Raw genomic sequence first — 25,641 nt, 5'->3', positions numbered from 1 at the left:
GATGGGGCTCCCGTGGGTTAGAGGCTGCCGACGCAGACGTATTTGAATTCCATGTATTCGGCCAGCCCGTGTCTGGAGCCTTCGCGGCCCAAACCTGACTGCTTCCAGCCGCCGAATGGAATCGGCGCGCCGGTGAATTTCGCGGTATTGAGGGCGACCATGCCGAACTCCAGTCGGTCCGAGACCCGGGCGGCACGGCGCAGGTCATTGGTGTACACGTAAGCAGCCAGGCCGTATTCGGTCTGATTGGCGCGACGAATGACCTCCTGCTCATCGTCGAACGGCAGGATCGCGGCGACCGGACCGAAGGTTTCCTCAGTGGCAATGTCCATCGCGTCAGTGACGTCGGCCAGCACGGTCGGGGTGACGAAATGGCTGCCAAGCGCACAGTCCATCCCGCCCGTCGTCAATCGTGCGCCGAGAGATATCGCGTTGCCGATGTGGTCACGGCTTTTGTTGGCGACAGAGACGCGGGTCATAGGGCCGATGTCGACGCCGTCCTCCAGGCCGTGCCCGACATTCAGCGCCGCAGTGGCACGAGTGAAGGCCGCCACGAAAGGTTCGTACAGACCACGCTGAACGTAGATACGATTGGCTGCGAGGCAATCCTGCCCCGAGGTCGCGAATTTGGCGCCTATGCAACCAGCCACGGCCTCTTCCAGCTCTGCGTCGTCGAAGACGATGAAGGGCGCATGACCGCCCAGTTCCAGCGAGACCTTTTTCACAGTCTCGGCAGATTGCCTGAGGAACAGCCGGCCGATTTCCGTGGATCCGGTGAAGCTGAAGGCGCGGACTTCCGGGCGTTGCATCAGGCGTGCGGACAGGCTCGGCGCATCGCCGGTAACCACCTGAAATACGCCGGCGGGCACCCCTGCCTCTTCAGCGAGTTTCGCTAGCGCCAACGCTGACAACGGTGTTTCCGGTGCCGGTTTGACGATCATGCTGCAGCCTGCCGCCAATGCAGCGCCTGCCTTGCGGGTGATCATCGCATTGGGGAAGTTCCACGGGGTCACCGCTGCGGTGACGCCGATTGGCTGCATCCGAGTGCTCAGCTGGCTGCCCGCTAAGTGGCTGGGGATCGATTCGCCGTAGCTGCGCTCGGCTTCGGCGGCGAACCAGTCGAGAAAGGCTGCGCCGTAGGATATTTCGCCGAGGGATTCCTTAAGCGGCTTGCCTTGCTCGGCCGTCATGATGACGGCCAGGTCCTGAGCGTTGTCGCGGGTCAAGTTAGCCCAGCGCCGCAAAACGGCGCCGCGTTGTGCCGGCAACAGATCACGCCAGGCCAGAAACGCCCGAGCGGCCGCATCGACGGCCTTGTCCATCCAGGCCACATCGCAGTGGGCGACGTGGGCCAGGGTCGCGCCTGTGGCGGGGTCGATCACGGCGATGCGGGACTCTCCGTCAATCCACCGGCCGTCAATCCAGGCGCGGGTTTCCAGAAGGTCGGGGCGGCGCAGTTGTTCGAGCGCAGTTTGGGCGAGGTTGTTCATGGTCTGAGTCTCATCGTCGAAAGGACGTGTTGATGAGCTCATTCTAGGAACGGAGCGGCGTTGAAAAACTGCGTTGCCTTCGCAGTGCGCGCAGAATTGCTGAGTATTTTCCAAAACAACGCGGAAAAACTGCGTGATCTGCACGTCGAGCACTGTTTTCTGGCTTTCAAGTGCTAAAGCTTGACCAGTCTGGCGTGGCTATTTGATTTCGACTGCCCCCGGGATAGGGATGCTGAAACCGGCTTTGACCCGATCCATCACCACCATGGTCTTGAAGCCCTTGATATTGGGATTGTTGTAGAAAAACTGGCGCGTGAACTGCTCGTACTCGTCCATGTTGCGGGTCGTCACCACCAGTACGAAGTCGGCATCGCCGGTGACGTAGTAGCCGCTCATGATTTCCGGCGTCGAACGGATCGACTGCTTGAAGGTGTCGATGATGTCCGCACGCTCACGTTCGAGCGACACGAGCACCAGCATCATCACCTCGCGCCCGACCGCTTTGGGCGAAACGACCGCAATGTCCGCCTCGATAATGCCCTGGGCGCGTAAACGCTTGAGGCGGCGCTGAATCCCGGTACTGGAAAGCCCGACCTGCTCGCCCAGTTCCTCGCTGGAAACGCGGTTATTGCGCTGCAATTCGCTCAGCAGCCTTGCATCTATTCTGTCCAGTTCCACGCTCAAGACTCTTTCAGGTGTGTTGACCAGGGATGACGATAAGGCTGCATGTTAGCCCGAGATTCGCCCAACACGTTCATCAGCTGGTTGACGGACGATACTGCAAGGCCTCGGCGATATGGCTTCGTGCAATAGCGTCTACCCGCTCAAGGTCGGCCAATGTGCGCGCCACTTTCAAGAGTCTGTGTGCTGCGCGCAAGGATAGGGTCAGGCGCTCGCAAGCGGTCTCCAGCCATGCCTCGTCTTCTTCCTTGAGCGCGCAATGCTGACGCAACGAGGGCAGATCAAGAAAAGCATTGGCGCAGCCTTGGCGTTTTTGCTGGCGCTCCCGGGCTTCGGACACCAGCAACGCGGCGCTTGCGCTACTGTCTCCGGTTTGCGGGGGAGTTGCCAGTGAGGTTGTTTCGCGGGCAACGGTCAGGTGCAGATCAATCCGGTCCAGCAGCGGGCCGGAAAGTTTGTTGCGATAGCGCTGGATCTGATCGGTGGAACAGCGACAGCGTCCTGTGGGCTCGCCATGGTAGCCGCAAGGGCAGGGGTTCATCGCGGCGACCAGTTGAAAGCGTGCCGGAAAGCGCACGCGGTCACGCGCCCTGGAAATCACGATGTGGCCTGACTCCAGCGGCTCTCTCAGCACCTCCAACACGCGACGATCAAACTCGGGAAGCTCGTCGAGAAACAGCACGCCGTGGTGAGCCATGGTAATTTCGCCAGGCTGCGGACGACTGCCACCGCCGACCAGCGCGGGTCCAGAGGCAGAGTGATGGGGTTGGCGGAAAGGGCGCTGCGGCCAATTGGTCAGGGGTGCGTGGCTGGCGACCGATTGAATCGCCGCGACCTCCAGCGCTTCACGTTCATCCAGCGGCGGCAACAATCCGGGAAGGCGACTGGCAAGCAGTGTCTTGCCGGTGCCAGGAGGGCCGCTGAATAGCAGGTTATGTGCGCCGGCTGCGGCGACGAGTAAGGCGCGCTTGGCGGCAGTCTGGCCCTGAACTTCACTGAGGTCGGGGTAGGGCTGAATTTGCAGGATCAACCCATTGGATTTGTATGGGGCAATGATGGTGTGCCCATTGAGATGCGACACCAACTCCAGCAGATGACTGACCGCAATCACCTTCAACCCTGAAGCCAGGCAGGCTTCTTCGGCGTTCACCGCCGGAACGATCAGCGTATGTCCTGCTTCGCGGGCGGCGAGTGCGGCGGGCAGGACGCCTTGAACAGGCCGAATCGCGCCAGACAGTGCCAATTCGCCCAGGCACTCCACGCCATCCAGCGCCAACGTCGGCACCTGCGCACTGGCGGCGAGCAAACCCAGAGCAATCGCCAGATCGAAGCGCCCACCATCCTTTGGTAGATCGGCAGGCGCAAGATTCAACGTGATGCGCCGCGCCGGAAACTCCAGCCGACAGTTGAGAATCGCACTGCGCACCCGATCCTTGCTTTCCTTCACCGCACCTTCGGGCAGCCCGACCAGCGTCAGCGCAGGGAGACCGTTGGCGAGATGGGCTTCAACAGTGACAGCCGGCGCTTCGACACCCACTTGCGCGCGGCTGAGAACAATGGCCAGAGACATGATCGTTCCTTGAAGGCGGCACCGCGTCCTGCGGCGTGCTCAAGGATAGTCAGGGTGGGGGAGTGGGCGCGGGTGCATGTTCTACGGCATGTGTCCGATTGGCGGGCGCTCGATATGCTTTGACGACGGCCTCGTTGCGCTCGCGCACGACGCTGACTACAATCCGCAATTAACGAATAACGTTAAGCGTTAGCAATGATTGCAAGTTTTAAATGTAAGGATACTGAATCGCTTTTCCGACAGGGCAAGACGCGCATTTGGTCGTCAATTCTCTCAGTCGCGGAACGCAAGCTGACGATGCTCGAAGCTGCTACGTCGCTGTTGGATTTAAAGTCTCCGCCCGGAAATCGTCTGGAAGCGCTTGGTGGGGATCGAAATGGGCAGCACAGCATACGCATCAACGCCCAATGGCGTATTTGCTTCATCTGGGGCCCAAACGGCCCGGAGAATGTCGAAATCGTCGATTACCACTGAGGTAACTCCAATGACCAAGAACGGAATGCGCCCGGTACATCCCGGGGAAATTCTCAAAGAGGAATATCTGGAACCGCTGGAGCTTACGTCTGCGGCGTTGGCACGCGCGTTGGGCGTCTCCACCCCTACGGTGAATGACATTGTGCTCCAGCGCAGAGGGGTCAGCGCTGACGTGGCGTTGCGCCTCGCCGCTTGTTTTGAAACCACCCCTGAGTTTTGGCTGAATCTGCAACTCACTTACGATCTGCGCAAAGCGGAAATCGAACGGGGTTCAGCCATAAAGGCGCAGGTTCAGCGTATCGCGCACTGCGCCTGAGCAAAACAGGACATGCCCGGCCTTGGCCGGTGCATGTTTAAGCTTTACTCCTTCGCCTGTCCCGCCAACTGCGCTTCCATCTCGGCCATCTTCGCTTCCAGTGCCTCAAGGCGGGCACGGGTGCGGGCGAGGACGATCATCTGGCTGTCGAATTCTTCGCGGCTGACCAGATCCAGTTTGCTGAAACCACTTTGCAACAGTGCCTTGAACTGGGTCTCGAATTCATTGCGCGGGAGCGGTGTTTCGCCGTTGAACAAGCGCGATGCGTGGCCGCTGATGGCGTCTAGAAAAGCTTTGGGCGCGAGCATGGTGAAGCTCCGAAATCAGATGGGCGGCAGTGTAGCACGCAGCGTTAATAGTCTTTTTACCCTGTCATCGGTTGCACGATTTTTGCGCATCGCACCGTGCACGGGCGCACTGTTGTTGTGCGGTCGGGTTGAGTGATGGCGATCTGAACCCCGAGAATATCGATCAACGCGCCGTAATTCGTGAGATTGCCGGAGATGGCAAGGTTTCTGCTTAGTGGCATATGACCCATGCACTGATGCAGTCGCTGTGACGAATGCAGTGCGGCAGGCGGAGCGGGGAAGTGTTTCGTCAGAAGCGGTTTTCTGGAGTTGGTCTGGTCTGTTTCGGGCCATCGACGCGTTACAAAGCCAGACACTGCGCTTAGACTTGAGTCGGGTTTGTTTTCCTGGGGCAAGTCCACCAATTCGGGAGAAAGTTTCATGAAGCTAGTCACTGCCATCATCAAGCCGTTCAAGTTGGACGACGTACGCGAGTCGTTGTCCGAAATCGGCGTGCAGGGCATCACGGTAACTGAAGTCAAAGGCTTCGGACGTCAGAAAGGCCACACCGAGCTGTATCGCGGTGCGGAATATGTAGTCGACTTCCTTCCCAAGGTGAAGATCGACGTTGCGATTGACGATAAGGATCTGGACCGCGTTATCGAAGCGATAACCAAAGCGGCCAACACCGGCAAGATCGGTGACGGGAAGATCTTCGTGGTCAATCTGGAACAGGCTATTCGTATCCGTACCGGCGAAACCGATACCGACGCAATCTAAGCCGCCAAACCCAACGCCCCAGGAGAAAACAATATGACTCTGCGTCAATTCGCAGGGCTAGGAGCCCTGTTGTCCCTCGTAACCCCTGGCTTGGCCATGGCGGCAGACGAAGTGGCAGCCCCAGTCCTCAACTCAGGCGACACCGCCTGGATGCTGACATCGACAGCCTTGGTGCTGTTCATGACCATTCCAGGTCTTGCGCTGTTCTACGGCGGCATGGTCCGCTCGAAAAACATCCTTTCGGTCATGATGCAGTGCTTCGCCATCACCGGCCTGATCAGTATTCTGTGGTGCATCTACGGCTACAGCATGGCGTTCGATACCACCGGTATGGAAGCCAACGTCGTTAACTTCAACTCCTTCGTCGGCGGCCTGTCGAAGGCGTTCCTGGCAGGCATCACGCCCTCCAGTATCACAGGTGCTGCAGCTCTGTTCCCGGAAGCTGTGTTCGTCACCTTCCAGATGACTTTCGCCATCATCACCCCTGCTCTGATCGTCGGCGCCTTCGCAGAACGCATGAAGTTCTCCGCGATGCTGATCTTCATGGCTATCTGGTTCACCCTGGTCTACGCGCCAATCGCGCACATGGTCTGGAGTGGTGTCGGTGGTCTGTTGTGGGACTGGGGCGTACTCGATTTCGCGGGCGGCACCGTTGTCCACATCAACGCCGGTGTGGCTGGCCTGGTAGCGTGTCTGGTACTGGGCAAGCGTAAAGGTTTCCCGACCACTCCAATGGCTCCGCACAACCTGGGTTACACCCTGGTCGGCGCAGCGATGCTGTGGGTAGGCTGGTTCGGCTTCAACGCCGGTTCCGCTGCTGCGGCCAACGGCACTGCCGGTATGGCGATGCTGGTCACTCAGATCGCAACCGCCGCCGCTGCACTGGGCTGGATGTTCGCCGAGTGGCTGACCCACGGTAAGCCAAGCGCTCTGGGTATCGCTTCGGGTGTGGTTGCCGGTCTGGTTGCCATCACCCCTGCGGCCGGCACTGTAGGCCCGATGGGCGGCCTGATTATCGGTCTGGCGGCCGGCGTGGTCTGCTTCTTCTGCGCCACCAGCCTGAAACGCAAACTGGGCTACGACGACTCCCTGGATGCCTTCGGCGTTCACGGCATCGGCGGTATCCTGGGCGCAATCCTGACCGGTGTTTTCGCAGCACCCTCGCTGGGCGGCTTCGGCACTGTGACCGACATCGCTGCACAAGTCTGGATCCAGTGCAAAGGCGTAGGCTTCACGGTTATCTACACCGGTATCGTGACCTTCATCATCCTCAAGGTGCTTGACGCGGTCATGGGCCTGCGTGTCACCGAGGAAGAAGAAGCTGTTGGTCTTGACCTTGCACAACACAACGAGCGTGGCTACAACTTGTAATCGCGGCTGTAAAAAAATGCCCGGTTTACCGGGCATTTTTTTGTCTGGAGTTTGTCGATAGGCACAACCGCCAGCGATTGCTGCAATGACGTGGCGCCCCCCTGGCCAAGACCGCTTCGCAGAGCATCTGCGGTGGTTGCTGCGACGGGATGCATGGGTAGGGTTGTGGCTTGTGGAAAACGTCACTCATTACGCACTTTGTTTTTTTTTCCATCGCGTTAGAATGCGCGCCGAAGGGCGGAGAACTGTATGTGGCAACAGACCAGAATTACGCTGCGGGCAAGGCCTCGCGGATTCCATCTGGTAACCGACGAAATCGTCGCAGGGGTTCCCGGACTGCGTGATTGCCGTGTCGGCCTGTTGCATCTGTTGCTGCAACATACCTCGGCTTCGTTGACGATCAACGAGAATGCCGATCCGGCAGTGCGACGTGATTTCGAGCGTTTCTTCAACCGGCTGGTGCCTCAGGGGCATGACGGTTATGAACACGATGACGAAGGTCCCGACGACCTGCCTGCGCACTTCAAAGCCAGTTTGCTAGGCTGCCAGCTTGTTCTGCCCATCACGGACGGACGGTTGGCGCTAGGCACCTGGCAGGGTGTTTATTTAGGAGAGCATCGCGATGCAGGCGGTGCGCGTAAAGTCCTCGCCACCCTTCAGGGTGAGGGGCACGACCGCTGATTATTGGCGGTAGTTGAATTTTTTCCGGCTGTCTTAGAAATTAGGCGTAGCTGGGCTATAACTAATCTGCTTTCGCAAGTCATGAGGTAGAACATGAGCGACGACGACAACGACGATCTGGTTGAAGACGGTCTGGAAGATGAAGAGGACGGTGAGGAGCTTGCGGCTGCTCCCGATGACGATGTCTCGGAAATAGACGACAGTCCCGAAGCTGCGGCAACACCAGCCAAGGGTAAAGCCAAGGCAGCCGTCTCGGTCGATGAACTGCCTAGCGTCGAAGCCAAGAACAAAGAGCGTGATGCTCTGGCTCGCGCGATGGAAGAGTTCCTTGCCCGTGGCGGCAAAGTGCAGGAAGTGGAGGCCAATGTTGTCGCCGATCCGCCCAAGAAGCCTGACAACAAGTACGGTAGCCGCCCTATCTGAGGGTGTCAGATACCTCCTGAAAAAAAGCCCGCTGTCGCTGCGGGCTTTTTTTTGGTTTGGATTTGGCTTTTTTGCGTTTGGCCTGGAATGCTGACTCGGATGCCCTGCGGGATCAGCGTAGCGATCTCAACCCCACCTCAACCCCACCTCGCCAAAACCCCAGGCAACTGCGACAGGCTATTGATCTGCGCATCCGGCAATTGATCCGCTTCCCAGACCTTGCCGCTCGGGTTGTACCAGATGGCCCGCATACCGGCCTGCTGCGCACCGGCTATGTCATCGCCGGGGTGATCGCCGACATGCACTGCGTTGCCAGCGTCGGCCTTGCCGCGTTTCAAGGCCTCAAGGAAAGGCGCAGGGTCCGGCTTGCCGATGCCCAGATCTTCGGCGCATAGCGCAAACGCGAAATAGTCTGCCAGGCCCAGACGACCTACGTCGGCGTTGCCGTTAGTGACCACGCCCAGCGTGTACTGTTTGGTGAGCAGTTCCAGCGTCGGCACGACCTCGGGGAAGATGTCCAGCTGGTGCCGTCCTTGCAGGAATATCTCGAAACTGCGATCTGCCAGATCCTGAGCCTCAGGATGTGCATAACCTGCATCCTCCAGCGCCAAAAACAGGACTCGGCGGCGCAGTGCACTGATTCGGTGCTTGAAGCTCGGGTCGGCTTCGACCAGTCGCGCGCGGATTTCCCACAGATGCTCCACCGGAACCGGTCCCAGTTTAGGTGCGTGCTCGGCCAGCCAGTCGCGCAGCATGGTTTCGGCGCTGACAATGGCCGGCGCGGTTTCCCACAGGGTGTCGTCCAGATCGAAGGTAACCAGCTTGATGCTCATGTGTCTGAAGAATCCTTGCGTTTGGCCCTTGGGTGGGCGCTGTCGTACACGGTTGCCAGGTGCTGAAAGTCCAGATGGGTGTAGATCTGGGTCGTCGTGATATCAGCATGGCCGAGCAATTCCTGTACAGCACGCAGATCCTGCGAGGACTCCAGCAAGTGACTGGCGAAGGAATGGCGCAGCATGTGCGGGTGCAGGTTCTGGCCCAGCTCCCGTTCGCCGGCAGCCTTGACTCGAAGCTGGATCGAGCGCGGGCCGAGGCGTCTGCCTTGCTGACTGACGAACACCGCATCGTCCTGAGGGTTGGCCAGGGCGCGCTGTTTCAACCATTGCTCCAACGCCTCACGGGCTTTCCTCCCCACTGGAAGTACGCGAGTCTTGCTGCCTTTGCCGAGGACCTGAATCAGCCCGTCAGCGAGGTCCAGTTGCTCGCAATTCAAACCCGTCAGTTCGGACAGGCGCAGACCTGATGAGTAGAACAGTTCGAGAATCGCGTGATCGCGGCGCGCGAGGAATTCGTCTTCGACGCCGCCTTCGAGCAACTGCAGTGTGCGGTCGGCGTCGAGGGTCTTGGGCAGGCGTCGCTCGCCTTTGGGGGGCGACAGGCCATTGGCCGGGTCGTGCTCACACATGCCTTCGCGGTTCAGGTAGTGATAGAAACCGCGGACTGCCGAGAGCAGCCTGGCGATACTGCGTGAGGACTGACCCTGCGAGTGCAGACGAGCGACGAGGCCGCGCATCGACTGGATATCAAGCGCCTGCCAGCTGTCGATGTTCTGCTTTTCGCAATAGCCCAGCACCTTGCTGAGGTCGCGGCGATACGCCTGCAGCGTGTGACTCGACACTTGGCGCTCACTGCGCAAGTGCGTGCAGTAGGCGTCCAGCTGTCGTTCCATGACTAGCGAACCGAGCGCAAGGCGTTGGTGAAGCGCGGCAACAGGCGGCTCAATACGTCGGCGATGTAACTGAGAAACAGCGTGCCCACGGAGCTTTTGTAGTGCTGCGGATCACGGCTGCCGATGGCAAGTACGCCGTGCAGCCCTTGATGACTGAGCGCGGCGATGGCGGTCGAACCGACTTCCTTGCTCTGGTCGGCGCCGAACAGGAACTCCAGCTCATGCTCACGCAATGCGCCGCTCACGGTTTTACCACCGGAAATCAGGCCGCCAATGGCTTTCTGTGCGTCCGCGCTACTGACCCAGCGACCGACAGTCATCGGGTTGTCGCTGAACAGGATCAGGCTCACGAAAGGCACCTGAAATTCCTGACGCAGGCTGTCTTCCACTGCGATGACGATTTCTTCCAGGCTGGTGGCGTCCATCAGCGTCAGGATCAAACGGCGGGTTTTTTCGAAGAGACGATCATTGTCACGAGCCACGTCCATTAGCTGCGACAGGCGATGGCGCATCTCGATGTTGCGTTCGCGCAGCAGTTTGAGCTGACGCTCGACCAGCGAAACGGTGTCGCCTCGCTGATGAGGAATGCGCATCGCGCTGAGCAGTTCGTCATGCTCGGCGAAGAAGTCTGGGTGTTGTTGCAACCACGCAGCGACTGCCTCTGCTTCAAGGGCTGGCACTGCGTGATCGGCAGGCGATTCGCTGGGCGTGTCGGTTGAAGTCTGAGGCTGGTCGGTCATTGGATACTCTCACTCATAGACGTACTTGGCCTTCGTAAACCCGGACGGCCGGGCCGGTCATCAAGACCGGATGACCTGGGCCGGCCCACTCGATGGACAGGCGCCCGCCAGGCAGATCGATCAGCAGTGGCGAATCCATCCAGCCTTGGCTGATGGCCGCAACGGCAGCTGCGCAAGCGCCTGTTCCGCAGGCTTGTGTTTCACCGGCGCCGCGCTCCCAGACCCGCAATTGTGCGCGCTGGCGGTCGACGACGTGCAGGAATCCGACGTTCACTCGGGCAGGAAAGCGCGGGTGGTTTTCGATCTTCGGGCCAAGGCTGTGAACGGGCGCATTATTGATGTCGTAAACCCGCAACACCGCATGGGGATTGCCCATCGACACGGCGGCCAGTTCGATGGTCTCACCTTCGACATCCAGCGAATAACTGATGGCCTGTTGTGGTGCGTCGAAAGGAATGTCAGCGGGCACCAGGCGCGGCGCGCCCATGTCGACGCTGATCTGGCCATCGTTGCGGATGTCCAGTTCGATGATGCCGCTCTTGGTCTCGACGCGAATCTGTTTCTTTGCCGTCAGACGCTTGTCCAGCACGAAGCGGGCAAAGCAGCGCGCGCCGTTGCCGCACTGTTCGACTTCGGAACCATCGGAATTGAAAATCCGGTAGCGAAAGTCCACGTCCGGGTTGCTTGGCGCTTCAACCAGCAGCAGTTGATCGAAACCGATACCGGTGTGCCGATCGCCCCATTGCTTGGCGTGCTTGGGCAGAATGTGCGCGTGCTGGCTCACGAGGTCCAGCACCATGAAGTCGTTGCCCAGGCCATGCATCTTGGTAAAACGCAGCAGCATGGGATTACTCCGGCAGCAGGCTTTCGCCGGCAAACAGCTCAGTCACGGTTTCACGACGACGCACTTCGAACGCTTGATCGCCATCGACCAGCACCTCGGCGGTACGTCCGCGGGTGTTGTAGTTGGAACTCATGACGAAGCCATAGGCGCCAGCGGAGTGCACGGCCAGCAGATCACCTTCGGCCAGAGCGAGTTCGCGCTCCTTGGCAAGGAAATCCCCGGTTTCGCAGATCGGGCCGACGATGTCGTAATTGCGAGGAGCACCATCGCGAGGCTGGACTGCTGTTACATCCATCCACGCCTGATACAGCGCCGGGCGGATAAGGTCGTTCATCGCTGCGTCGACGATGGCGAAGTCCTTGTGTTCGGTGTGCTTGAGGTATTCGACGCGCGTCAGCAGCACGCCTGCGTTGGCGACGATGAAGCGGCCTGGTTCGAACATCAGCGCCAGGTCACGGCCGTCCAGCCGCTCGCGCACAGCCTTGATGTAGTCGCCAGCCAATGGCGGCTCTTCGTCGCGGTAACGCACGCCCAGACCGCCACCCAGATCCAGGTGACGCAGCTGGATGCCGCAATCGCCGAGGCGGTCGACGAGATCGAGCAGACGATCCAGCGCGTCGACGAATGGCGACAGCGTGGTCAGTTGCGAACCGATGTGGCAATCGACCCCGATCACTTCCAGATTTGGCAACTGAGCGGCGCGGATATACACGTCTTCGGCATCAGCGATCGCGATGCCGAACTTGTTTTCCTTGAGACCGGTGGAGATGTAGGGGTGGGTGCCCGCATCGACGTCCGGGTTAACGCGCAGGGAAACCGGCGCGCGTACGCCCATTTCGGCGGCCACGAGCTGCAGGCGTTCCAGCTCGTCGGTGGACTCGACGTTGAAGCAATGAACGCCGACTTCCAGCGCACGACGCATGTCGTCACGGGTCTTTCCGACCCCGGAGAACACGATCTTGTCGGCCTGACCGCCTGCTGCCAGTACACGCTCCAGCTCACCACGGGAAACGATGTCGAAACCGGCGCCCAGACGCGCCAGGACATTGAGTACACCCAGGTTGGAGTTGGCTTTGACGGCGAAGCAGACCAGATGCGGCGTGCCGCTCAGGGCATCCGCGTAAGCGCGGTATTGCGCTTCAATGTGCGCGCGAGAGTAGACATAAGTCGGCGTGCCGAAGCGCTCGGCAATGGCAGACAATGCAACTCCCTCCGCGAACAGCTCACCGTCGCGGTAGTTGAAGGCGTCCATGGCTGATCCCTAGTAGGTCGAGTGCTTGTGCGAGTGCGATTTGGTCTGGCTGCTGCCGTCCGACGAGTCGTCGTCGGGCAGGTACAGCGGACCTTTTTGACCGCAGGCAGAGACCAGGCACGCTACAGCGAGGAGCGCGGCCAGTGAGGAAATCAGGCGCTTCATGGCGAAATCCTTTGTATAAGCATTAATTGCGCCCGAGTATACCGACCACCCGACAGATTGCCTATGCGCTGGAGTTCCCGTCCGGCGGGGCTTTGACGCACGCACCGGATGAGCGGGCAGTGAGCGTGCGGTTTTTTGGCGCGGCGCGCGGCAAAAGGGCGGGTATGCTTTGCAATTGCCGGGGAGCGACCGTATCTTGCGTCGCTGCGCCATCCGTAGACACTTTCGAGGTTCCTGCAATGAGTTTGACCGAAGCCCGCTTTCACGACCTGGTTGATGCCACCCAAGAGCAGCTTGAGGATATCTTCGACGAGAGCGATCTGGATCTGGACCTTGAGAGTTCGGCCGGTGTGCTGACCGTAAAATTCGAAAACGGCACGCAGTTCATCTTCAGCCGCCAGGAGCCTCTGCGTCAGCTCTGGCTGGCAGCGGTCGCTGGCGGTTTCCATTTCGATTACGACGAAGAAGAGAAGCGCTGGGTTTGCGACAAGACCGAAGAGCTGTTGGGCGAGATGCTTCATCGTCTGGCGTTGAAGCAGGCCGATGTTGAAATCGAATTCGATGCCATCGATGGTCATGAAGACGGAAACCGGCAGTGACCAACGCGACATCTGTCAAAGCGCCGAAGCCGCTGTTCAGTAACGTCAGCCCGGCCGTGCCTTCACCCTGCATCAGCGTATGTCGGCTCGATGAGCATAAAGTCTGTACAGGGTGCTGGCGCCACGTCGAAGACATCCGTCAGTGGCGCGCAGCGACGGATGAGCGCAGGCGAGAGATCGTGCGCCAGGCTGATCAGCGCCGGGCGAGCCGCTGAACCTCTGATGAATTCGCCCCCCCTGTACGAGTGAGCTTGCTCGCGAATACTGACTTCGGCCTCTGAACATGTACTGGATGCGCCGGCCTCTCGCGAGCAAGCTCACTCCTACTGGGTCTTGCGTCAGCCATGATGCCGAGTAGAACGCCCATCAAGCCTCATCCATCGCCTCATCCATCGCCTCATTCAACGACTTCTCAAGCTCGGCCTTGTAGCGCAGGAACAGGATCGTCTGCCCTTGCGTATCAGCCAATATCCCAGACAGATCAAGGTCGGTGATGTAGCAGCGATAGCGCTGTGGCTCGCTGCGCTGGTCGAGAATCTGCCGCGCCACAACGCTGAAGAGTTGCTCGCCGAATTCCAGCTCGGAGAACTCCATACCGTCGCAATACAGGGTGACGCTGACCTGTCCCGGTGAAGCTTCTTCGACGATGGCCTGTACGTCATAGAACGGTTTGTCGGTCGGCATGACCGGTGCCAGGCGTTGTTCGACTCGCCGCGCGCGACCGGCGCCGTCCGGGGTAACGCGGTAATACAGGGTTTCCAGCGACGAAGGCTCCAGCGGGTTGTCCAGCGGCAGCAGTGCGCCACGGCGATACATCAACGAATGCAGAAACCGCTGCAGTGGCATCAGCAGGCTGGGCTCATCGTGATACGGCAGTCGCTGATGCCACAGCGCATTGTGTTCATCGAGCACGTACAGGTCCGCGTGAGGTTCGCTGATGCGGTAGAACACCTGAATGCATTCCGGCTGACCATGGGGAATGATCAGCGACAGATCACTGTCATCCAGCGCTTGCGGATCAAGATGAATCGGGCTGTAACCCGGCAGTTCTTCGCCCAGATATTCGTAGAGCGCAGGCAACGTTTCAAGCGAGACGTGACTGACTTGGCCTGGTGTCATTTCCAATACGTGATAGCGCTGCTCCACCTGAATCAGGTAACGATGATTCAGCCGCCGCGTCAGCAGCAATTGCGCGGTACTGATCAACTCCTCGACCCGTTGCGCAATGGCGGGCGCGCGGTTGTGGCAGAAGCAGCGTACTCGAATGACCGGCTTGGGCGAGCTCTCGGGCAGGTTGTTGAGCAAGTCGGTCATGCAATCGAGCAGCGCGTGAGGGCCGTCGAAGCGGTTGACCAGTACCTCGTTCCAGCTATTGAGGGTGATCTGGTCGAAGGTCAGCACCAGATTCTCCCTGACCCCGGCGTAGCTCAAGGAGTCGGTGCGCTCGGTGGTCATCAGGATGTTCAAGTCCTTGTGATGCTTGAGCGGATCGACCCCCACATTGACCAGCAGCAGAACTTCGCTCGGCACACTCGGCCTGAGCAGCGCGTCTTCGTGGACCATTTCCAGGGGTAGCGGGATGCTTTGCTGTAGCGCGCCCTGAAGATTGAACAACTCGAACTCGGTCAGATCGCTGGTACCGGGGTGGAGTGCGAGGCGGGTGGTACTGTCGATCACGTTGTTGCGATGGCACCAGGTCAACAGTTCCAACAGTTCTCGACTGCGCTTGATTGGCGCAAAGGCCTCCCACTCATGGACCCCGAGATTGCCGTTGTACAAGCCCCACTGATATTTGCCGGGTTCGCGCTTGTTGGGTGATTGCACCAAGGTAAGCGTGTCCTCGGCCAGATCCGGGGCGATGCCCGGATTGACGAATTCGACCTTGCCCGCCTTGCGCTCGAAGGCCGCGTAGAGGCGGCGTCCCAGTACGTTGAGATCGCGTTTGTTGATCGAACTGACAGCGTTCTGCGTGCGAGCGAACTGAGTCAGGAAGCGATAGCTGTAATTGAGTTCACTGACCAGTGCGCGGCGCTCGCTGGACACCTGACGTACTTTCCATTGGCTGCGACTGTCGAGCAGCGCCAGTTGGCGTTCGTCCCATTTCCATTCCTTCGCCAGACGTTCCAGCAGCAACCGTTGCCAACTGGTGGAGCGTTGGCGTGGCAGCCCGGTGAGCCTTTTGTTCACTTTCAGGTACAGGCTGCGACGCACCAGCTCCAGGCGCTCCTGTTCGCCGCGATGGCGCAGGTACTCCTCGATTCGGCGGTAGACCATCATGTATGGGTCCAGCTCGTCGAGGTCCGTGGAGTTGGCGAATACCTGCTGTTTGAAGCGCATGCTCAGGCACTGGACCTGGGGGTGTTCGCTGGCGTAGACCTCCGTCAGCAGTAGCTTGAGCACTGACTTGTAAGGGGAGTCGATACCCTTGAACAAATGCCACAGCCCGGCTCCGATGAACTCGCCCGGCGGAATGTGCGACATGTTGCCCAAGTCGATGACTTCATCTGCCCGAATGAAGCGCTTGGAGATCAGCGTATGGGTGTATTCGGCGTAGCGCGCTTCTTCATAGACCGGGACCAGCCACCACATGGGGGTGCGACCGGCAAGCCAGATGGCCGTACGGTAAAACTCGTCGAGGAGCAGGTAATGCTGAGTTGTTCCGCAATCTTCGCCGCTGAGCTGTGCGTCACGCTCCCCCAGCACGAAGCGCTCGGGATCAATGAGGAAGAAATGCGCTTCTGCGCCCATGGTGGCGGCCCATGTTTCCAGTGTCTGGCACTTCTTGCGCAGCTCCAGCACTTCTTCGGGGGAAAGGTCCGTGTCGTGACAGATCCATACGTCCATGTCGCTCTGATCGGCCTGGGCGAGTGTGCCAAGGCTGCCCATCAGGAAAATTCCGTGGATCGGCTGCGCAGCATTGCCGCGCCTGGGGCGATAGGAGAACGAGCGCGTCAGGCGCTGCGCTTCGGCAAGGGCCTGGGCGTCGGGTTCGTAGTTCGAGACACCGGCGGGCGTGGCGCCGGAGACATAGCCAGGCAGCAGCGGATGATTGACGTGGAAGAACAGCGGCAGCAGGGTGAGGACCGATTGCTGGCGTGTGGACAGGCCTTCGTTGGCACGACCGAGCCGCCCTTCATTCAGGGACAGGAAGCGGTTGCGGAGCTGGCTGAGAACCTTGCGGTCGATGCCCTCATCCAGATCAGGGCGGATTTCAAAACTACGCGTCATCGCGACTCAAGGCCGACGAACGGCACTGCTGGGGTGGCGAGCAAGGCGACAGCAAAGAAGAGTCAGCATCAGGCGGCTGTCGTCAACGCGGCTGGATGTCTTTTTTCTGGCACCAGATTTTTATCGGCGCAGCATCTTACAAATGAAGGGTTCGCGAAACCTTTATTTCATGCATCCGGGCAAAGGTTTCGCGATCGGCGATTTCAGGCCGCTTCCTGTGCAGTGGTGAGAATGATCAGCAGCGATTGTGCGTGTTCGGCGGCATCCAGTCCCAGACTGGTCAGATAGCCCCCGTCGACCTGAGTGGTCAGGCCTTTCTCGAAGAGTCTTTTGGCAGCAGCGACAGCGGTGGGAGCAGCCACGTGGTGGACTTTGAGGCCCTCCTGGGTATTGCTCAGGTTGAACAGTGACAGGATTTCCAGTTCGGCAACCAATTCAGGGGTAAACGACATAGGTGCTCCAGACTTTTTCTAATTGATGACGCGGCGAACGAATCGCAGACGTGACAGCCCCGTAGGTCACGCGGCAGCGGGGCATCTGGAGTGTAGTTAGGGTCTGGAGGTTTTGCCGAAAGTATCTGGCCGGTCGTCAGATGGCGGGGAGCGGGGGGATTGGAACTGACGATCACCCTTGTAGCAGCACGGCTTGGCGGTGGTGACGTTCTCCAAACCGCTACCGCCGGCAAGCCGTGCTGCTATCTATCACCCAGCGGCTTGGGATATGAGTCGAAAACCGGAGGGGAGTTACTCGCCTTCGTCCAGCTTCACACCCGGTGGCATCTCTGGCAGGGCGCGCAGGGCTTTTTCGTACCACTCAGTGTTGAACGGGCGGTCTTCTTCAAGAATCCCGTCGATCTCGACGGCCAGGACGTGGGCCATCATCTCAAGGATGTCGTCGCGCTCATAACCGACCAGCGTCAGCTTGTTGAACGTGGCTTTGGCGGCAGGTGGGTTATCGCTTTCGATCTGGTTTTCGATGGCCTGGATCAGGGTCGATTCAGCGAACTCTTCTTCGTCGTTGTCGATCTTGTCGCTCATGGTGTTCTCGGGTCCTGGAAATGAATGGGGCCGCCCTCCGGGGCGGCCCGCTCGGTATCGCTTAACGGTTGGCCAGCAATTGCTTGCCACGCCCCACGGCAGCCGTTACCTGCGCAGGCGCGGTACCGCCGATGTGGTTGCGGGCGTTGACCGAGCCTTCCAGAGTCAACACGGCGAACACGTCCTGCTCGATCTGATCACTGAACTGGCGCAATTCCTCCAGGGTCATTTCCGCCAGATCCTTACCGGTTTCCACGCCGTATTTCACGGCATGGCCGACGATCTCGTGACAGTCACGGAACGGCAGGCCCCGGCGCACCAGATAGTCAGCCAGGTCGGTCGCGGTGGAGAAACCGCGCAAGGCCGCTTCACGCATGATCGCGTGCTTTGGCTTGATCGCAGGAATCATGTCGGCGAAGGCGCGCAGCGAGTCACGCAGCGTGTCGGCGGCGTCGAACAGCGGCTCTTTGTCTTCCTGGTTGTCCTTGTTGTAGGCCAGAGGCTGGCCCTTCATCAAGGTCAGCAGGCCCATAAGGGCGCCGAACACGCGGCCGCTCTTGCCACGGACCAGCTCCGGGACGTCCGGGTTTTTCTTTTGCGGCATGATCGAGCTGCCGGTGCAAAAGCGGTCTGGCAAATCAATGAACTGGAACTGCGCACTGGTCCACAGCACCAGCTCTTCGGAGAAGCGCGACAGGTGCATCATCGCAATGCTCGCTGCCGAGCAGAATTCGATGGCGAAGTCGCGATCCGACACGCTGTCCAGCGAGTTGCCGCCCACGGCTTCGAAGCCCAGTAACTGGCAGGTGAGTTCGCGGTCGATGGGGTAAGTGGTGCCCGCCAACGCAGCGCTGCCCAATGGCATGCGGTTGGTGCGCTTGCGGCAGTCGACCAGGCGCTCGTAATCGCGGCTAAGCATCTCGAACCAGGCCAGCATGTGATGCCCGAAGGTCACCGGCTGTGCGGTCTGCAGGTGAGTGAAGCCCGGCATGATGGTGTCGGCTTCGCGCTCGGCCAGGCCCAGCAGGCCTTCTTGCAGCCGAGTGATCTCAGCCAGGATCAGGTCGATTTCGTCACGCAGCCACAGGCGGATGTCGGTGGCGACCTGGTCGTTGCGGCTACGGCCAGTGTGCAGTTTCTTGCCAGTGATACCGATGCGGTCGGTCAGACGCGCCTCGATGTTCATGTGCACGTCTTCCAGGTCCACACGCCAGTCGAAAGAGCCGGCCTCGATTTCGCCCTGAATGGTTTTCAGGCCATCGATGATGGTGTCGCGCTCGGCATCGGTCAGCACGCCGACCTTGGCCAGCATCGTGGCGTGGGCAACCGAGCCCATGATGTCGTGGCGATAGAGGCGTTGGTCGAAGGTGACGGAGGCGGTGAAGCGCGCGACGAAGGCGTCGACGGGTTCACTGAAGCGGCCGCCCCAGGACTGGTTGGTCTTGTCGGTGCTCATGGATTCGCTCGCTGCTCTGCTGATTACTGTGCTGATGACTGTTTGGTGAAAAGTGACTTGGCCGATTTTAAAAGGCGCGGGCGATGATAACAGCATTGCCGGTTTTTTATTCCGGACAGCTTGCCCGCCGGGGTGCGAGCGCGGAGACTGGAGCCATGCAAAACGAGCGCAACAATCCGGGCCAGAGCGCTTCGCCCGGCAAAGAGTTCTTCCTCCCGGAGCTGTGCCTGCCGCAGGCGCTGCTGGTTCTGGTCGTGCTGGCAGAGCTGTTGGTATTGGTGCTGGTATTGGTCGAGCCGATGCGTCCGGGTTTCGATTGGGTGAGACTGGCGCTGATATCGCTGTTCGTGCAGTGGATCGTGCTGCTTTCTGCCGCGTTGCTGTGTGGCTTGCGCCCGTGGCTTGCCCGACTTCAGGCAGGTGTTGCCGGCGCCATCGGATGTTTTCTGGTCATGGCGGTCACCTTGCTGTGTACAGCCGTCACTGACTATTGTCAGTTGGCAGTCACGACGCCCGTCGATGGTGTCATCGAGCGCTATCTTCGTTACTCATTGATAGCCTTGATCATGTCGGCGCTGATGTTGCGCTACTTTTATCTGCAAAGTCAGTGGCGCAAACAGCAACAGGCGGAGCTGCGGGCCAGGATCGAGTCATTGCAGGCGCGTATCCGGCCGCATTTTCTGTTCAACACGCTAAACAGCATTGCCAGTCTGGTCGCCACGGACCCGAACAAGGCCGAACAGGCAGTGTTGGACCTGTCGGACCTGTTTCGCGCCAGTCTGGGAAAGCCCGGCAGCCTGACCACGTGGCGCGAAGAACTGGAGTTGGCCAAACGTTATCTATCGATTGAGCAATATCGACTTGGCGAGCGTCTACAGTTGGACTGGGACGTCAGTGCAATTCCCGACGACTTGCCGATTCCCCAGCTAACCTTGCAGCCATTACTTGAGAACGCATTGATTTACGGTATCGCGCCCAGTGTCGAAGGCGGTGTGGTCCGGGTCGAGGCGGACTACGAACGGGGAGTATTCATATTGCGCGTCAGTAATCCCTATGAAGAAGTCGCGCCGCGGCAGACTTCAAGCGGCACTCAGCAGGCCTTGGCAAATATCGGCGCCCGCCTCACGGCACTTTTTGGCCCTCTCGCGAGTCTGAGCGTGGAGCGCCGTGACGGTCGTCACTTCACCTGTCTACGCTATCCTTGTGCGAGACTCACGCAGGAAGCCAGAGCAATATGAATGTCCTGATCGTTGATGACGAACCCCTAGCCCGCGAACGCCTGGGCCGAATGGTCGGTGATCTTGAGGGTTATCGGGTCCTTGAACCCAGCGCCACCAATGGCGAAGAAGCCTTGACGCTGATCGATAGTCTCAAACCCGATGTGGTGTTACTCGACATCCGCATGCCGGGTCTTGACGGGCTGCAAGTGGCAGCCAGGTTGTGCGAACGCGATACACCGCCAGCCGTGGTTTTCTGCACGGCCCATGACGAGTTTGCCCTGGAGGCTTTCCAGGTCAGTGCCGTGGGTTATCTGGTCAAACCGGTGCGTCCGGAGAACCTGCTCGAAGCCCTGCGTAAGGCCGAACGGCCGAACCGCGTGCAACTGGCAGCCATGACCCGGCCTGCTGCAGAAAGCGGCAACGGTCCACGCACCCACATCAGTGCCCGGACCCGCAAGGGGATCGAGCTGATCCCGCTGGATCATGTGATCTATTTCATCGCTGATCACAAATACGTGACCTTGCGCCATGAGGACGGCGAAGTGTTGCTTGATGAGCCACTCAAGGCACTGGAAGACGAGTTCGGTGATCGCTTCGTGCGGATTCACCGTAACGCGCTGGTGGCCCGTGATCGCATCGAACGCCTGCAGCGCACGCCGTTGGGGCACTTTCAGCTGTTCCTCAAAGGGCTCAATGGCGATGCGCTGATCGTCAGCCGCCGGCATGTTGCCGGTGTGCGCAAGATGATGCAGCAGTTATAGGGATTTGGGTTCGGCGCGTGCTCACTTCTATGTTGATCCTCTGTGGCAGCGTGGCTTGCCGGCGGTAGCGTTTTGAAGGGTGTCACCGCCGGCACGCCGTGCTGGAACGGATCGACCCCTGTCATGACGCACAGTGTCGTGATCAGCTCTGACGGCGACACGCCGTCACATGGCGTCAGTGCGTCGATTGAGACCATGATGCAAGCAGATTGATTACAGTCATTCGGCCCGATTGGGCCGAACTGTTATTATCCGCCGCATTCACTCAGTACGGATTGATTCATGTCCCCTCGCGAAATCCGCATCGCCACCCGCAAAAGCGCACTGGCCCTCTGGCAGGCCGAGTACGTCAAGGCCCGCCTGCAAGAAGCCCATCCTGGCCTGATCGTGACCCTCGTTCCGATGGTCAGCCGTGGCGACAAGCTGCTGGACTCGCCCCTGTCGAAAATCGGTGGCAAGGGTCTTTTCGTCAAGGAGCTGGAAACCGCACTGCTGGAAAACGAAGCGGACATCGCCGTTCACTCGATGAAAGACGTGCCGATGGATTTCCCTCAGGGGCTGGGACTGTTCTGCATCTGCGAACGGGAAGATCCGCGCGACGCGTTCGTTTCCAATACCTTCGCCAGCCTCGACGAATTGCCTGCCGGCAGCATCGTCGGCACCTCCAGTCTGCGCCGTCAGGCTCAACTGCTGGCGCGTCGGCCCGATCTGAAAATCCACTTCCTGCGTGGCAACGTGAACACGCGCCTGGCCAAGCTGGATGCCGGCGAATACGACGCCATCATTCTTGCCGCAGCCGGACTGATTCGTTTGGGCTTCGAAGATCGCATCACATCGGCGATCAGTATCGAGCACAGTCTGCCCGCGGGTGGCCAGGGTGCAGTGGGTATCGAGTGTCGCAGTGCCGACACTCAGTTGCATGCGCTGCTGACCCCCCTTCACCATGCCGACACCGCCGTGCGTGTCACCGCCGAGCGAGCACTGAACAAGCATCTCAACGGCGGCTGCCAAGTGCCAATCGCCTGCTACGCGGTACTCGAANCTTCTGCTGCGCGCCGAAGCTCGTGCACCGCAGGCCGATGCTCAGGCCTTGGGCGTGCAGGTGGCTGAAGCCTTGCTGGAACAGGGGGCGGCGAAAATTCTCAAGGCTGTCTACGGCGAGGCGGACGAGGAGTGAAAGGCTGGCGCTTGCTGCTGACGCGACCGGCTGAAGAATCGCAGTCACTTGCTCATCTGCTGGAACAGGAAGGCATATACAGCGCCAGCCTGCCTCTGCTGGAAATCCGCCCGTTGCCGGTTTCAGACGAGAACCGTTCGATCATCTACAACCTTGCGGCCTACAGCGCGGTGATCGTGGTCAGCAAACCCGCCGCGCGCCTGGGGCTGGAAATGGTCGACGAAGTCTGGCCGCAGCCACCGATGCAGCCATGGTTCACGGTAGGGGCCGCCACCGCGCAGATTCTGGATGACTATGGCCTTCGTGTGTTCTTCCCTGAGCAAGGTGACGACAGCGAAGCGCTGCTCGAACTGCCGCAACTTCAAGAAGCAATCTGCGGCTATGACCCAAAGGTGCTGATCATGCGCGGCGAAGACGGTCGCGAGCTGTTGGCCGAGCGCTTGCGAGAACGAGGTGTTGCTGTCGATTATCTGCCGCTGTACCGTCGTCACCTGCCGTATTACCCGGCTTTTGCCCTGCCACAGCGGGTTAAGGCTGAACGCTTGAACGGGCTGGTGGTCAGCAGTGGACAGGGTTTTCAACATCTGCGCGAGTTGGCGGGCGATGCCTGGCCGGATCTTGCGCAATTGCCTTTATTCGTACCGAGCCCCCGGGTCGCTGAACTGGCGCGAGAGGCCGGGGCTCTGACCGTAGTGGACTGCCGTGGCGCCAGCGCTTCGGCTTTGCTGGCAGCGTTGCGGGAACAACCCGAACCTGCCTCTCAGGCGTAATGATCGACAATCGGATTACGCGATTGCGCCCCAATGCAAAGGATGGATACGTGAGCGAAACAGTCTTGCCAAAAGATGACGTTGAACCGGTTCTGGCCAAATCTGAGCCGTTGCCGGATCCAGCGCAAAAAGAACCCTCGAATCGTCGTGGCAGCAATGGGCTGGTCATTCTGGCGTTATTGCTGGGTGCTGCGGGTGTGGCAGTCGGCGGCTGGAGTGTATGGCAGTTGCGGGCCATTCAGTCTGGAAGCCAGGCGCAGTCCAGTCAGTTGCAGGACATCGTCTCGCAAACCCGGATCCTAAAAGAGAGCGAGCAGCAGATCTCGGCGCGTCTGGCTCAGCTGCCTCCCGCCCAGGAGCTTGAGGACCGCCGTCGTCTGGTCACTCAATTGCAGGGTGATCAGCAACGGCTGAGTCAGCGTCTGGAAACCGTTCTGGGCGCCAGCCGCAAGGATTGGCGACTGGCCGAGGCCGAACATTTGCTGCGTCTTGCCAGTCTGCGCCTGTCGGCGCTGCAAGACATTAACAGCGCCAAGGCGCTGGTTCAGGGGGCGGACGAAATCCTTCGCGAGCAGGACGATCCGGGTGCATTCGGCGCTCGCGAGCAGTTGGCCAAGAGCCTGGCGGCGCTGCAAACCGTCGATCAACCGGATCGCACCGGCCTTTTCCTGCAACTGGCCGCATTGCGCGATCAGGCATCGCAACTCAATGCCCTGGCGCCTGAGTACAAGGACAAGGGCGAATCGCTGCTTGGCCTCACCGATGGCAGTGAAGACAGCTATTGGGCCCAGTGGTGGGACAAGATTTCCCAGTACATTCGCATCGACTTCCACGCTGACAAAAACATTCGTCCGCTGCTGGCCGGACAAAGCCTGACGCAAGTTCGCCTGGCGCTCAGCCTGGCACTTGAGCAGGCGCAATGGGCGGCGCTCAATGGCGAGGCCGATGTGTACGCCAAGGCCGTCACCGAAGCGCGTAGTGTGCTGGACGCCAATTTCAATCAGGACAATCCGCAAAGCAAAATGCTGGGCGAGCGTCTGGACGAACTGGCGAAGAAACCCGTTTCGGTGATCACTCCGGACCTGACCCAGAGCCTCGGCGCGGTGCAGGCTTATCTGGAACAGCGCCACAAACCCGTAGGTGGCGCGCTGGAAAAGCCGGATGAAGGTGCCAAGCCATGAAGCGTGCTTATGTCATTGTCTTCTCTGTGATTGTGGTTGCGGCACTGGTGGGTCTCGCCATTTCGCGCCACGCCGGTTACGTCCTGATCGCGTATGACAGTTTCCGTTACGAGTCCAGCCTGTGGGCGGCGCTGGCGTTGCTGGTCTTCGGTGTACTGCTCGTCTGGCTGATACGCGGGTTGGTCAGCTTGCTGACGACATCGGGTGGTGTAGTCAATCCATGGTCGCGCCGCAACCGTAGCCGTCGTGTGCAGGTCGCGATCGAGCAAGGCCAGTTGGATCTTGCCGAAGGCCGCTGGGCCAGTGCTCAGCGGCATCTGCATCGGGCAGCCGAGGCCGAGGGTCAACCGCTGCTGTATTACTTGGGCGCCGCACGTGCAGCCAACGAGCAGGGTCGGTACGAGGACAGCGACAATCTTCTGGAACGAGCGCTTGAGCGTCAACCTCATGCTGAACTCGCCATTGCCCTGAACCATGCGCAACTGCAACTGGACCGTGGCGATAGCGACGGCGCGCTGGCAACTCTGCAAGCGATGCAGGAACGTCACCCGCATAACCCTCAAGTTTTGCGTCAGTTGCAGCGCTTGTACCGCCAGCGCGGCGAGTGGTCCGAGCTGATTCGCCTGATGCCGGAACTGCGCAAGGACAAAGTGCTCCCTTCCCAGGAGCTCGCAGACCTGGAAAAACGCGCCTGGGGCGAAAATCTTTCGTTGGCCGCATACCGGGATGTCGAGGATGAGGCGGGCGTTTCGGGTCTGCCCGCGCTGGAGAAAGCGTGGCAGCAACTCACTTCCGCACAGCGTCAGGAGCCCGCGTTGATTCTGGCCTATGCCGAACAACTGCGTCGTCATGGTGCCGACGTTCAGGCTGAAGAAGTGCTGCGCAACGCCATGAAGCGCGACTACAGCACTCACCTGGCCCGACTGTATGGACTGGTGCGCGGCAGCGACCCCGGCAAACAATTGCACACTGCCGAAAGCTGGCTGAAGAATCATCCTGACGATCCAGGTCTGTTGCTGACGCTGGGGCGGCTGTGTCTGCAAAGCAGCTTATGGGGCAAGGCGCGTGATTATCTGGAGGCTAGCCTGAAGTTGCAGCGTAACCCTGAGGCCTGTGCCGAGCTGGCGCGTCTGCTGGCGCAACTGGGAGAAACCGATCGTAGCAATCAGCTCTTTCAAGAGGGGTTGGGTCTGCTGGACGAGCGTTTGCTGGCCCGCCCGCTGCCGTCGTTAACCCGCGCTTGATGCTCGTTGGGTTGCCCTGCAGAAGGCCCGTATACGGGCCTTTTTGCTGCGGAACCGGAAGCTGCTGTAGGGCGTTTCTGTGACAAAGTCATTGTTTTGAATCGCTGATGGGAAAGCGGGTATAAATTCTGATGTTTTTAGTCGTTAAATCCCTACAGAAACAAA

Annotated in this window: 27 protein-coding genes and 2 pseudogenes; 15 read left to right on the top strand and 14 right to left on the bottom strand. The window is 59.8% G+C overall.

What is annotated here, in order from left to right; translation table 11 throughout:
• Positions 1–17: 17 nt before the first annotated feature.
• From D3M70_RS24150 to D3M70_RS24140, 3 genes are all read right to left on the bottom strand, one after another.
• Positions 18–1,490, bottom strand: a complete 1,473-nt coding sequence (locus D3M70_RS24150; protein WP_120128115.1) for an NAD-dependent succinate-semialdehyde dehydrogenase — start codon at positions 1,488–1,490, stop codon at positions 18–20.
• 198 nt (positions 1,491–1,688) lie between these two features.
• Positions 1,689–2,168 (bottom strand): Lrp/AsnC family transcriptional regulator, encoded by a 480-nt coding sequence (locus D3M70_RS24145; RefSeq protein ID WP_120128114.1) that lies wholly within the window; start codon positions 2,166–2,168, stop codon positions 1,689–1,691.
• Between the two features lie 79 nt (positions 2,169–2,247).
• Positions 2,248–3,741 (bottom strand): YifB family Mg chelatase-like AAA ATPase, encoded by a 1,494-nt coding sequence (locus tag D3M70_RS24140; RefSeq protein WP_120128113.1) that lies wholly within the window; start codon positions 3,739–3,741, stop codon positions 2,248–2,250.
• A gap of 195 nt (positions 3,742–3,936) precedes the next feature.
• Between D3M70_RS24140 and D3M70_RS24135 the strand changes: the two genes are divergently transcribed.
• Together D3M70_RS24135 and D3M70_RS24130 are read left to right on the top strand one after the other, a co-directional pair.
• Positions 3,937–4,215 (top strand): type II toxin-antitoxin system RelE/ParE family toxin, encoded by a 279-nt coding sequence (locus D3M70_RS24135; RefSeq protein ID WP_120128112.1) that lies wholly within the window; start codon positions 3,937–3,939, stop codon positions 4,213–4,215.
• A gap of 10 nt (positions 4,216–4,225) precedes the next feature.
• On the top strand, positions 4,226–4,531 hold the full coding sequence (locus D3M70_RS24130; protein ID WP_120128111.1) for a HigA family addiction module antitoxin: 306 nt from the start codon (positions 4,226–4,228) through the stop codon (positions 4,529–4,531).
• A gap of 44 nt (positions 4,532–4,575) precedes the next feature.
• Here D3M70_RS24130 and D3M70_RS24125 read toward each other — a convergent pair whose 3' ends face one another.
• Positions 4,576–4,839: an accessory factor UbiK family protein gene (locus D3M70_RS24125; RefSeq protein WP_120128110.1), complete on the bottom strand. Its 264-nt coding sequence runs from the start codon at positions 4,837–4,839 to the stop codon at positions 4,576–4,578.
• A gap of 420 nt (positions 4,840–5,259) precedes the next feature.
• Between D3M70_RS24125 and glnK the strand changes: the two genes are divergently transcribed.
• The 4 genes from glnK (at position 5,260) to sutA (ending at position 8,073) form a co-directional block, all read left to right on the top strand.
• On the top strand, positions 5,260–5,598 hold the full coding sequence (gene glnK / locus D3M70_RS24120; RefSeq protein ID WP_002555808.1) for a P-II family nitrogen regulator: 339 nt from the start codon (positions 5,260–5,262) through the stop codon (positions 5,596–5,598).
• 33 nt (positions 5,599–5,631) lie between these two features.
• Positions 5,632–6,969, top strand: coding sequence for an ammonium transporter (locus tag D3M70_RS24115; RefSeq protein WP_120128109.1), 1,338 nt, complete (start codon positions 5,632–5,634; stop codon positions 6,967–6,969).
• Positions 6,970–7,218: 249 nt separating this feature from the next.
• Positions 7,219–7,650 (top strand): secondary thiamine-phosphate synthase enzyme YjbQ, encoded by a 432-nt coding sequence (locus D3M70_RS24110; RefSeq protein ID WP_120128108.1) that lies wholly within the window; start codon positions 7,219–7,221, stop codon positions 7,648–7,650.
• Positions 7,651–7,743: 93 nt separating this feature from the next.
• Positions 7,744–8,073: a transcriptional regulator SutA gene (gene sutA / locus D3M70_RS24105; protein WP_120128107.1), complete on the top strand. Its 330-nt coding sequence runs from the start codon at positions 7,744–7,746 to the stop codon at positions 8,071–8,073.
• 137 nt (positions 8,074–8,210) lie between these two features.
• On the opposite strand, the gene D3M70_RS24100 is transcribed toward sutA, so the two are convergent.
• The 6 genes from D3M70_RS24100 to D3M70_RS24075 are packed head-to-tail and all read right to left on the bottom strand — an operon-like array spanning position 8,211 to position 12,803.
• On the bottom strand, positions 8,211–8,906 hold the full coding sequence (locus tag D3M70_RS24100) for an HAD family hydrolase (protein WP_120128106.1): 696 nt from the start codon (positions 8,904–8,906) through the stop codon (positions 8,211–8,213).
• Entirely contained in the window at positions 8,903–9,802 is a 900-nt protein-coding gene (gene xerC / locus D3M70_RS24095) for a tyrosine recombinase XerC (RefSeq protein ID WP_120128105.1), read from the bottom strand. The genes D3M70_RS24100 and xerC overlap by 4 nt, the downstream gene beginning before the upstream one ends.
• A gap of 2 nt (positions 9,803–9,804) precedes the next feature.
• Positions 9,805–10,542 carry a DUF484 family protein gene (locus tag D3M70_RS24090; RefSeq protein WP_120128104.1) on the bottom strand — a complete coding sequence of 246 codons (738 nt, stop codon included), beginning with the start codon at positions 10,540–10,542 and terminating at the stop codon, positions 9,805–9,807.
• A 13-nt stretch (positions 10,543–10,555) separates the two neighbouring features.
• Positions 10,556–11,386, bottom strand: coding sequence for a diaminopimelate epimerase (gene dapF, locus D3M70_RS24085; RefSeq protein WP_120128103.1), 831 nt, complete (start codon positions 11,384–11,386; stop codon positions 10,556–10,558).
• A 4-nt stretch (positions 11,387–11,390) separates the two neighbouring features.
• Positions 11,391–12,638: a diaminopimelate decarboxylase gene (lysA, locus tag D3M70_RS24080; RefSeq protein ID WP_120128102.1), complete on the bottom strand. Its 1,248-nt coding sequence runs from the start codon at positions 12,636–12,638 to the stop codon at positions 11,391–11,393.
• A gap of 9 nt (positions 12,639–12,647) precedes the next feature.
• On the bottom strand, positions 12,648–12,803 hold the full coding sequence (locus tag D3M70_RS24075) for a lipoprotein (RefSeq protein ID WP_120128101.1): 156 nt from the start codon (positions 12,801–12,803) through the stop codon (positions 12,648–12,650).
• A 239-nt stretch (positions 12,804–13,042) separates the two neighbouring features.
• Here D3M70_RS24075 and cyaY point away from each other — a divergent pair, with 239 nt between their 5' ends.
• Positions 13,043–13,402: an iron donor protein CyaY gene (gene cyaY, locus D3M70_RS24070; protein ID WP_120128100.1), complete on the top strand. Its 360-nt coding sequence runs from the start codon at positions 13,043–13,045 to the stop codon at positions 13,400–13,402.
• On the top strand, positions 13,399–13,617 hold the full coding sequence (locus D3M70_RS24065) for a DUF1289 domain-containing protein (RefSeq protein WP_120128099.1): 219 nt from the start codon (positions 13,399–13,401) through the stop codon (positions 13,615–13,617). The genes cyaY and D3M70_RS24065 overlap by 4 nt, the downstream gene beginning before the upstream one ends.
• A 151-nt stretch (positions 13,618–13,768) precedes the next feature.
• Here D3M70_RS24065 and D3M70_RS24060 read toward each other — a convergent pair whose 3' ends face one another.
• From D3M70_RS24060 to argH, 4 genes are all read right to left on the bottom strand, one after another.
• Complete coding sequence (locus D3M70_RS24060) at positions 13,769–16,630, bottom strand: class I adenylate cyclase (protein ID WP_120128098.1); 2,862 nt, start codon at positions 16,628–16,630, stop codon at positions 13,769–13,771.
• Positions 16,631–16,833: 203 nt separating this feature from the next.
• Positions 16,834–17,082 carry a TIGR02647 family protein gene (locus tag D3M70_RS24055; protein ID WP_062379696.1) on the bottom strand — a complete coding sequence of 83 codons (249 nt, stop codon included), beginning with the start codon at positions 17,080–17,082 and terminating at the stop codon, positions 16,834–16,836.
• A 291-nt stretch (positions 17,083–17,373) separates the two neighbouring features.
• Positions 17,374–17,667: a hypothetical protein gene (locus D3M70_RS24050; protein ID WP_120128097.1), complete on the bottom strand. Its 294-nt coding sequence runs from the start codon at positions 17,665–17,667 to the stop codon at positions 17,374–17,376.
• A gap of 61 nt (positions 17,668–17,728) precedes the next feature.
• Complete coding sequence (gene argH, locus D3M70_RS24045) at positions 17,729–19,123, bottom strand: argininosuccinate lyase (protein ID WP_120128096.1); 1,395 nt, start codon at positions 19,121–19,123, stop codon at positions 17,729–17,731.
• Positions 19,124–19,278: 155 nt separating this feature from the next.
• On the opposite strand from argH, the gene D3M70_RS24040 reads away from it, so the two are divergent.
• The 7 genes and pseudogenes from D3M70_RS24040 (at position 19,279) to D3M70_RS24015 (ending at position 25,476) form a co-directional block, all read left to right on the top strand.
• Positions 19,279–20,361 carry a sensor histidine kinase gene (locus D3M70_RS24040; protein ID WP_120128095.1) on the top strand — a complete coding sequence of 361 codons (1,083 nt, stop codon included), beginning with the start codon at positions 19,279–19,281 and terminating at the stop codon, positions 20,359–20,361.
• The gene (locus D3M70_RS24035; protein WP_120128094.1) at positions 20,358–21,104 is read left to right on the top strand and encodes a LytTR family DNA-binding domain-containing protein; all 747 of its coding nucleotides are present in this window, start codon (positions 20,358–20,360) and stop codon (positions 21,102–21,104) included. Before D3M70_RS24040 ends, D3M70_RS24035 begins: the two co-directional genes overlap by 4 nt.
• 282 nt (positions 21,105–21,386) lie before the next feature.
• Positions 21,387–22,145: pseudogene (gene hemC, locus D3M70_RS24030) on the top strand (hydroxymethylbilane synthase); the annotation flags it as partial.
• A gap of 1 nt (position 22,146) precedes the next feature.
• Positions 22,147–22,281, top strand: a pseudogene (locus tag D3M70_RS33635) (hydroxymethylbilane synthase); the annotation flags it as partial.
• Positions 22,278–23,051 carry a uroporphyrinogen-III synthase gene (locus D3M70_RS24025; RefSeq protein ID WP_120128093.1) on the top strand — a complete coding sequence of 258 codons (774 nt, stop codon included), beginning with the start codon at positions 22,278–22,280 and terminating at the stop codon, positions 23,049–23,051. The pseudogene D3M70_RS33635 and the gene D3M70_RS24025, both read left to right, overlap by 4 nt.
• 50 nt (positions 23,052–23,101) lie before the next feature.
• Positions 23,102–24,232: a uroporphyrinogen-III C-methyltransferase gene (locus D3M70_RS24020; protein ID WP_120128092.1), complete on the top strand. Its 1,131-nt coding sequence runs from the start codon at positions 23,102–23,104 to the stop codon at positions 24,230–24,232.
• A complete protein-coding gene (locus tag D3M70_RS24015) occupies positions 24,229–25,476 on the top strand; it encodes a heme biosynthesis protein HemY (protein WP_120128091.1) in 1,248 nt (415 codons plus the stop codon). Before D3M70_RS24020 ends, D3M70_RS24015 begins: the two co-directional genes overlap by 4 nt.
• The last annotated feature ends 165 nt before the right edge of the window (positions 25,477–25,641 follow it).

It is taken from the genome of Pseudomonas sp. LS-2 (assembly GCF_003605735.1).
GTDB lineage: Bacteria > Pseudomonadota > Gammaproteobacteria > Pseudomonadales > Pseudomonadaceae > Aquipseudomonas.
This window is presented reverse-complemented; position numbering and strand designations above follow the sequence as displayed.

Coding starts and splice junctions, on each gene's coding strand:
- sutA (WP_120128107.1), top strand. CDS start 7,744: ATGAGCGACGACGACAACGACGATCTGGTTGAAGACGGTCTGGAAGAT.
- D3M70_RS24050 (WP_120128097.1), bottom strand. CDS start 17,667: ATGAGCGACAAGATCGACAACGACGAAGAAGAGTTCGCTGAATCGACC.
- D3M70_RS24110 (WP_120128108.1), top strand. CDS start 7,219: ATGTGGCAACAGACCAGAATTACGCTGCGGGCAAGGCCTCGCGGATTC.
- D3M70_RS24135 (WP_120128112.1), top strand. CDS start 3,937: ATGATTGCAAGTTTTAAATGTAAGGATACTGAATCGCTTTTCCGACAG.
- lysA (WP_120128102.1), bottom strand. CDS start 12,638: ATGGACGCCTTCAACTACCGCGACGGTGAGCTGTTCGCGGAGGGAGTT.
- xerC (WP_120128105.1), bottom strand. CDS start 9,802: ATGGAACGACAGCTGGACGCCTACTGCACGCACTTGCGCAGTGAGCGC.
- D3M70_RS24040 (WP_120128095.1), top strand. CDS start 19,279: ATGCAAAACGAGCGCAACAATCCGGGCCAGAGCGCTTCGCCCGGCAAA.
- D3M70_RS24075 (WP_120128101.1), bottom strand. CDS start 12,803: ATGAAGCGCCTGATTTCCTCACTGGCCGCGCTCCTCGCTGTAGCGTGC.
- D3M70_RS24060 (WP_120128098.1), bottom strand. CDS start 16,630: ATGACGCGTAGTTTTGAAATCCGCCCTGATCTGGATGAGGGCATCGAC.
- cyaY (WP_120128100.1), top strand. CDS start 13,043: ATGAGTTTGACCGAAGCCCGCTTTCACGACCTGGTTGATGCCACCCAA.
- D3M70_RS24035 (WP_120128094.1), top strand. CDS start 20,358: ATGAATGTCCTGATCGTTGATGACGAACCCCTAGCCCGCGAACGCCTG.
- D3M70_RS24015 (WP_120128091.1), top strand. CDS start 24,229: ATGAAGCGTGCTTATGTCATTGTCTTCTCTGTGATTGTGGTTGCGGCA.
- D3M70_RS24100 (WP_120128106.1), bottom strand. CDS start 8,906: ATGAGCATCAAGCTGGTTACCTTCGATCTGGACGACACCCTGTGGGAA.
- glnK (WP_002555808.1), top strand. CDS start 5,260: ATGAAGCTAGTCACTGCCATCATCAAGCCGTTCAAGTTGGACGACGTA.
- D3M70_RS24140 (WP_120128113.1), bottom strand. CDS start 3,741: ATGTCTCTGGCCATTGTTCTCAGCCGCGCGCAAGTGGGTGTCGAAGCG.
- D3M70_RS24055 (WP_062379696.1), bottom strand. CDS start 17,082: ATGTCGTTTACCCCTGAATTGGTTGCCGAACTGGAAATCCTGTCACTG.
- D3M70_RS24130 (WP_120128111.1), top strand. CDS start 4,226: ATGACCAAGAACGGAATGCGCCCGGTACATCCCGGGGAAATTCTCAAA.
- D3M70_RS24090 (WP_120128104.1), bottom strand. CDS start 10,542: ATGACCGACCAGCCTCAGACTTCAACCGACACGCCCAGCGAATCGCCT.
- D3M70_RS24115 (WP_120128109.1), top strand. CDS start 5,632: ATGACTCTGCGTCAATTCGCAGGGCTAGGAGCCCTGTTGTCCCTCGTA.
- argH (WP_120128096.1), bottom strand. CDS start 19,123: ATGAGCACCGACAAGACCAACCAGTCCTGGGGCGGCCGCTTCAGTGAA.
- dapF (WP_120128103.1), bottom strand. CDS start 11,386: ATGCTGCTGCGTTTTACCAAGATGCATGGCCTGGGCAACGACTTCATG.
- D3M70_RS24125 (WP_120128110.1), bottom strand. CDS start 4,839: ATGCTCGCGCCCAAAGCTTTTCTAGACGCCATCAGCGGCCACGCATCG.
- D3M70_RS24150 (WP_120128115.1), bottom strand. CDS start 1,490: ATGAACAACCTCGCCCAAACTGCGCTCGAACAACTGCGCCGCCCCGAC.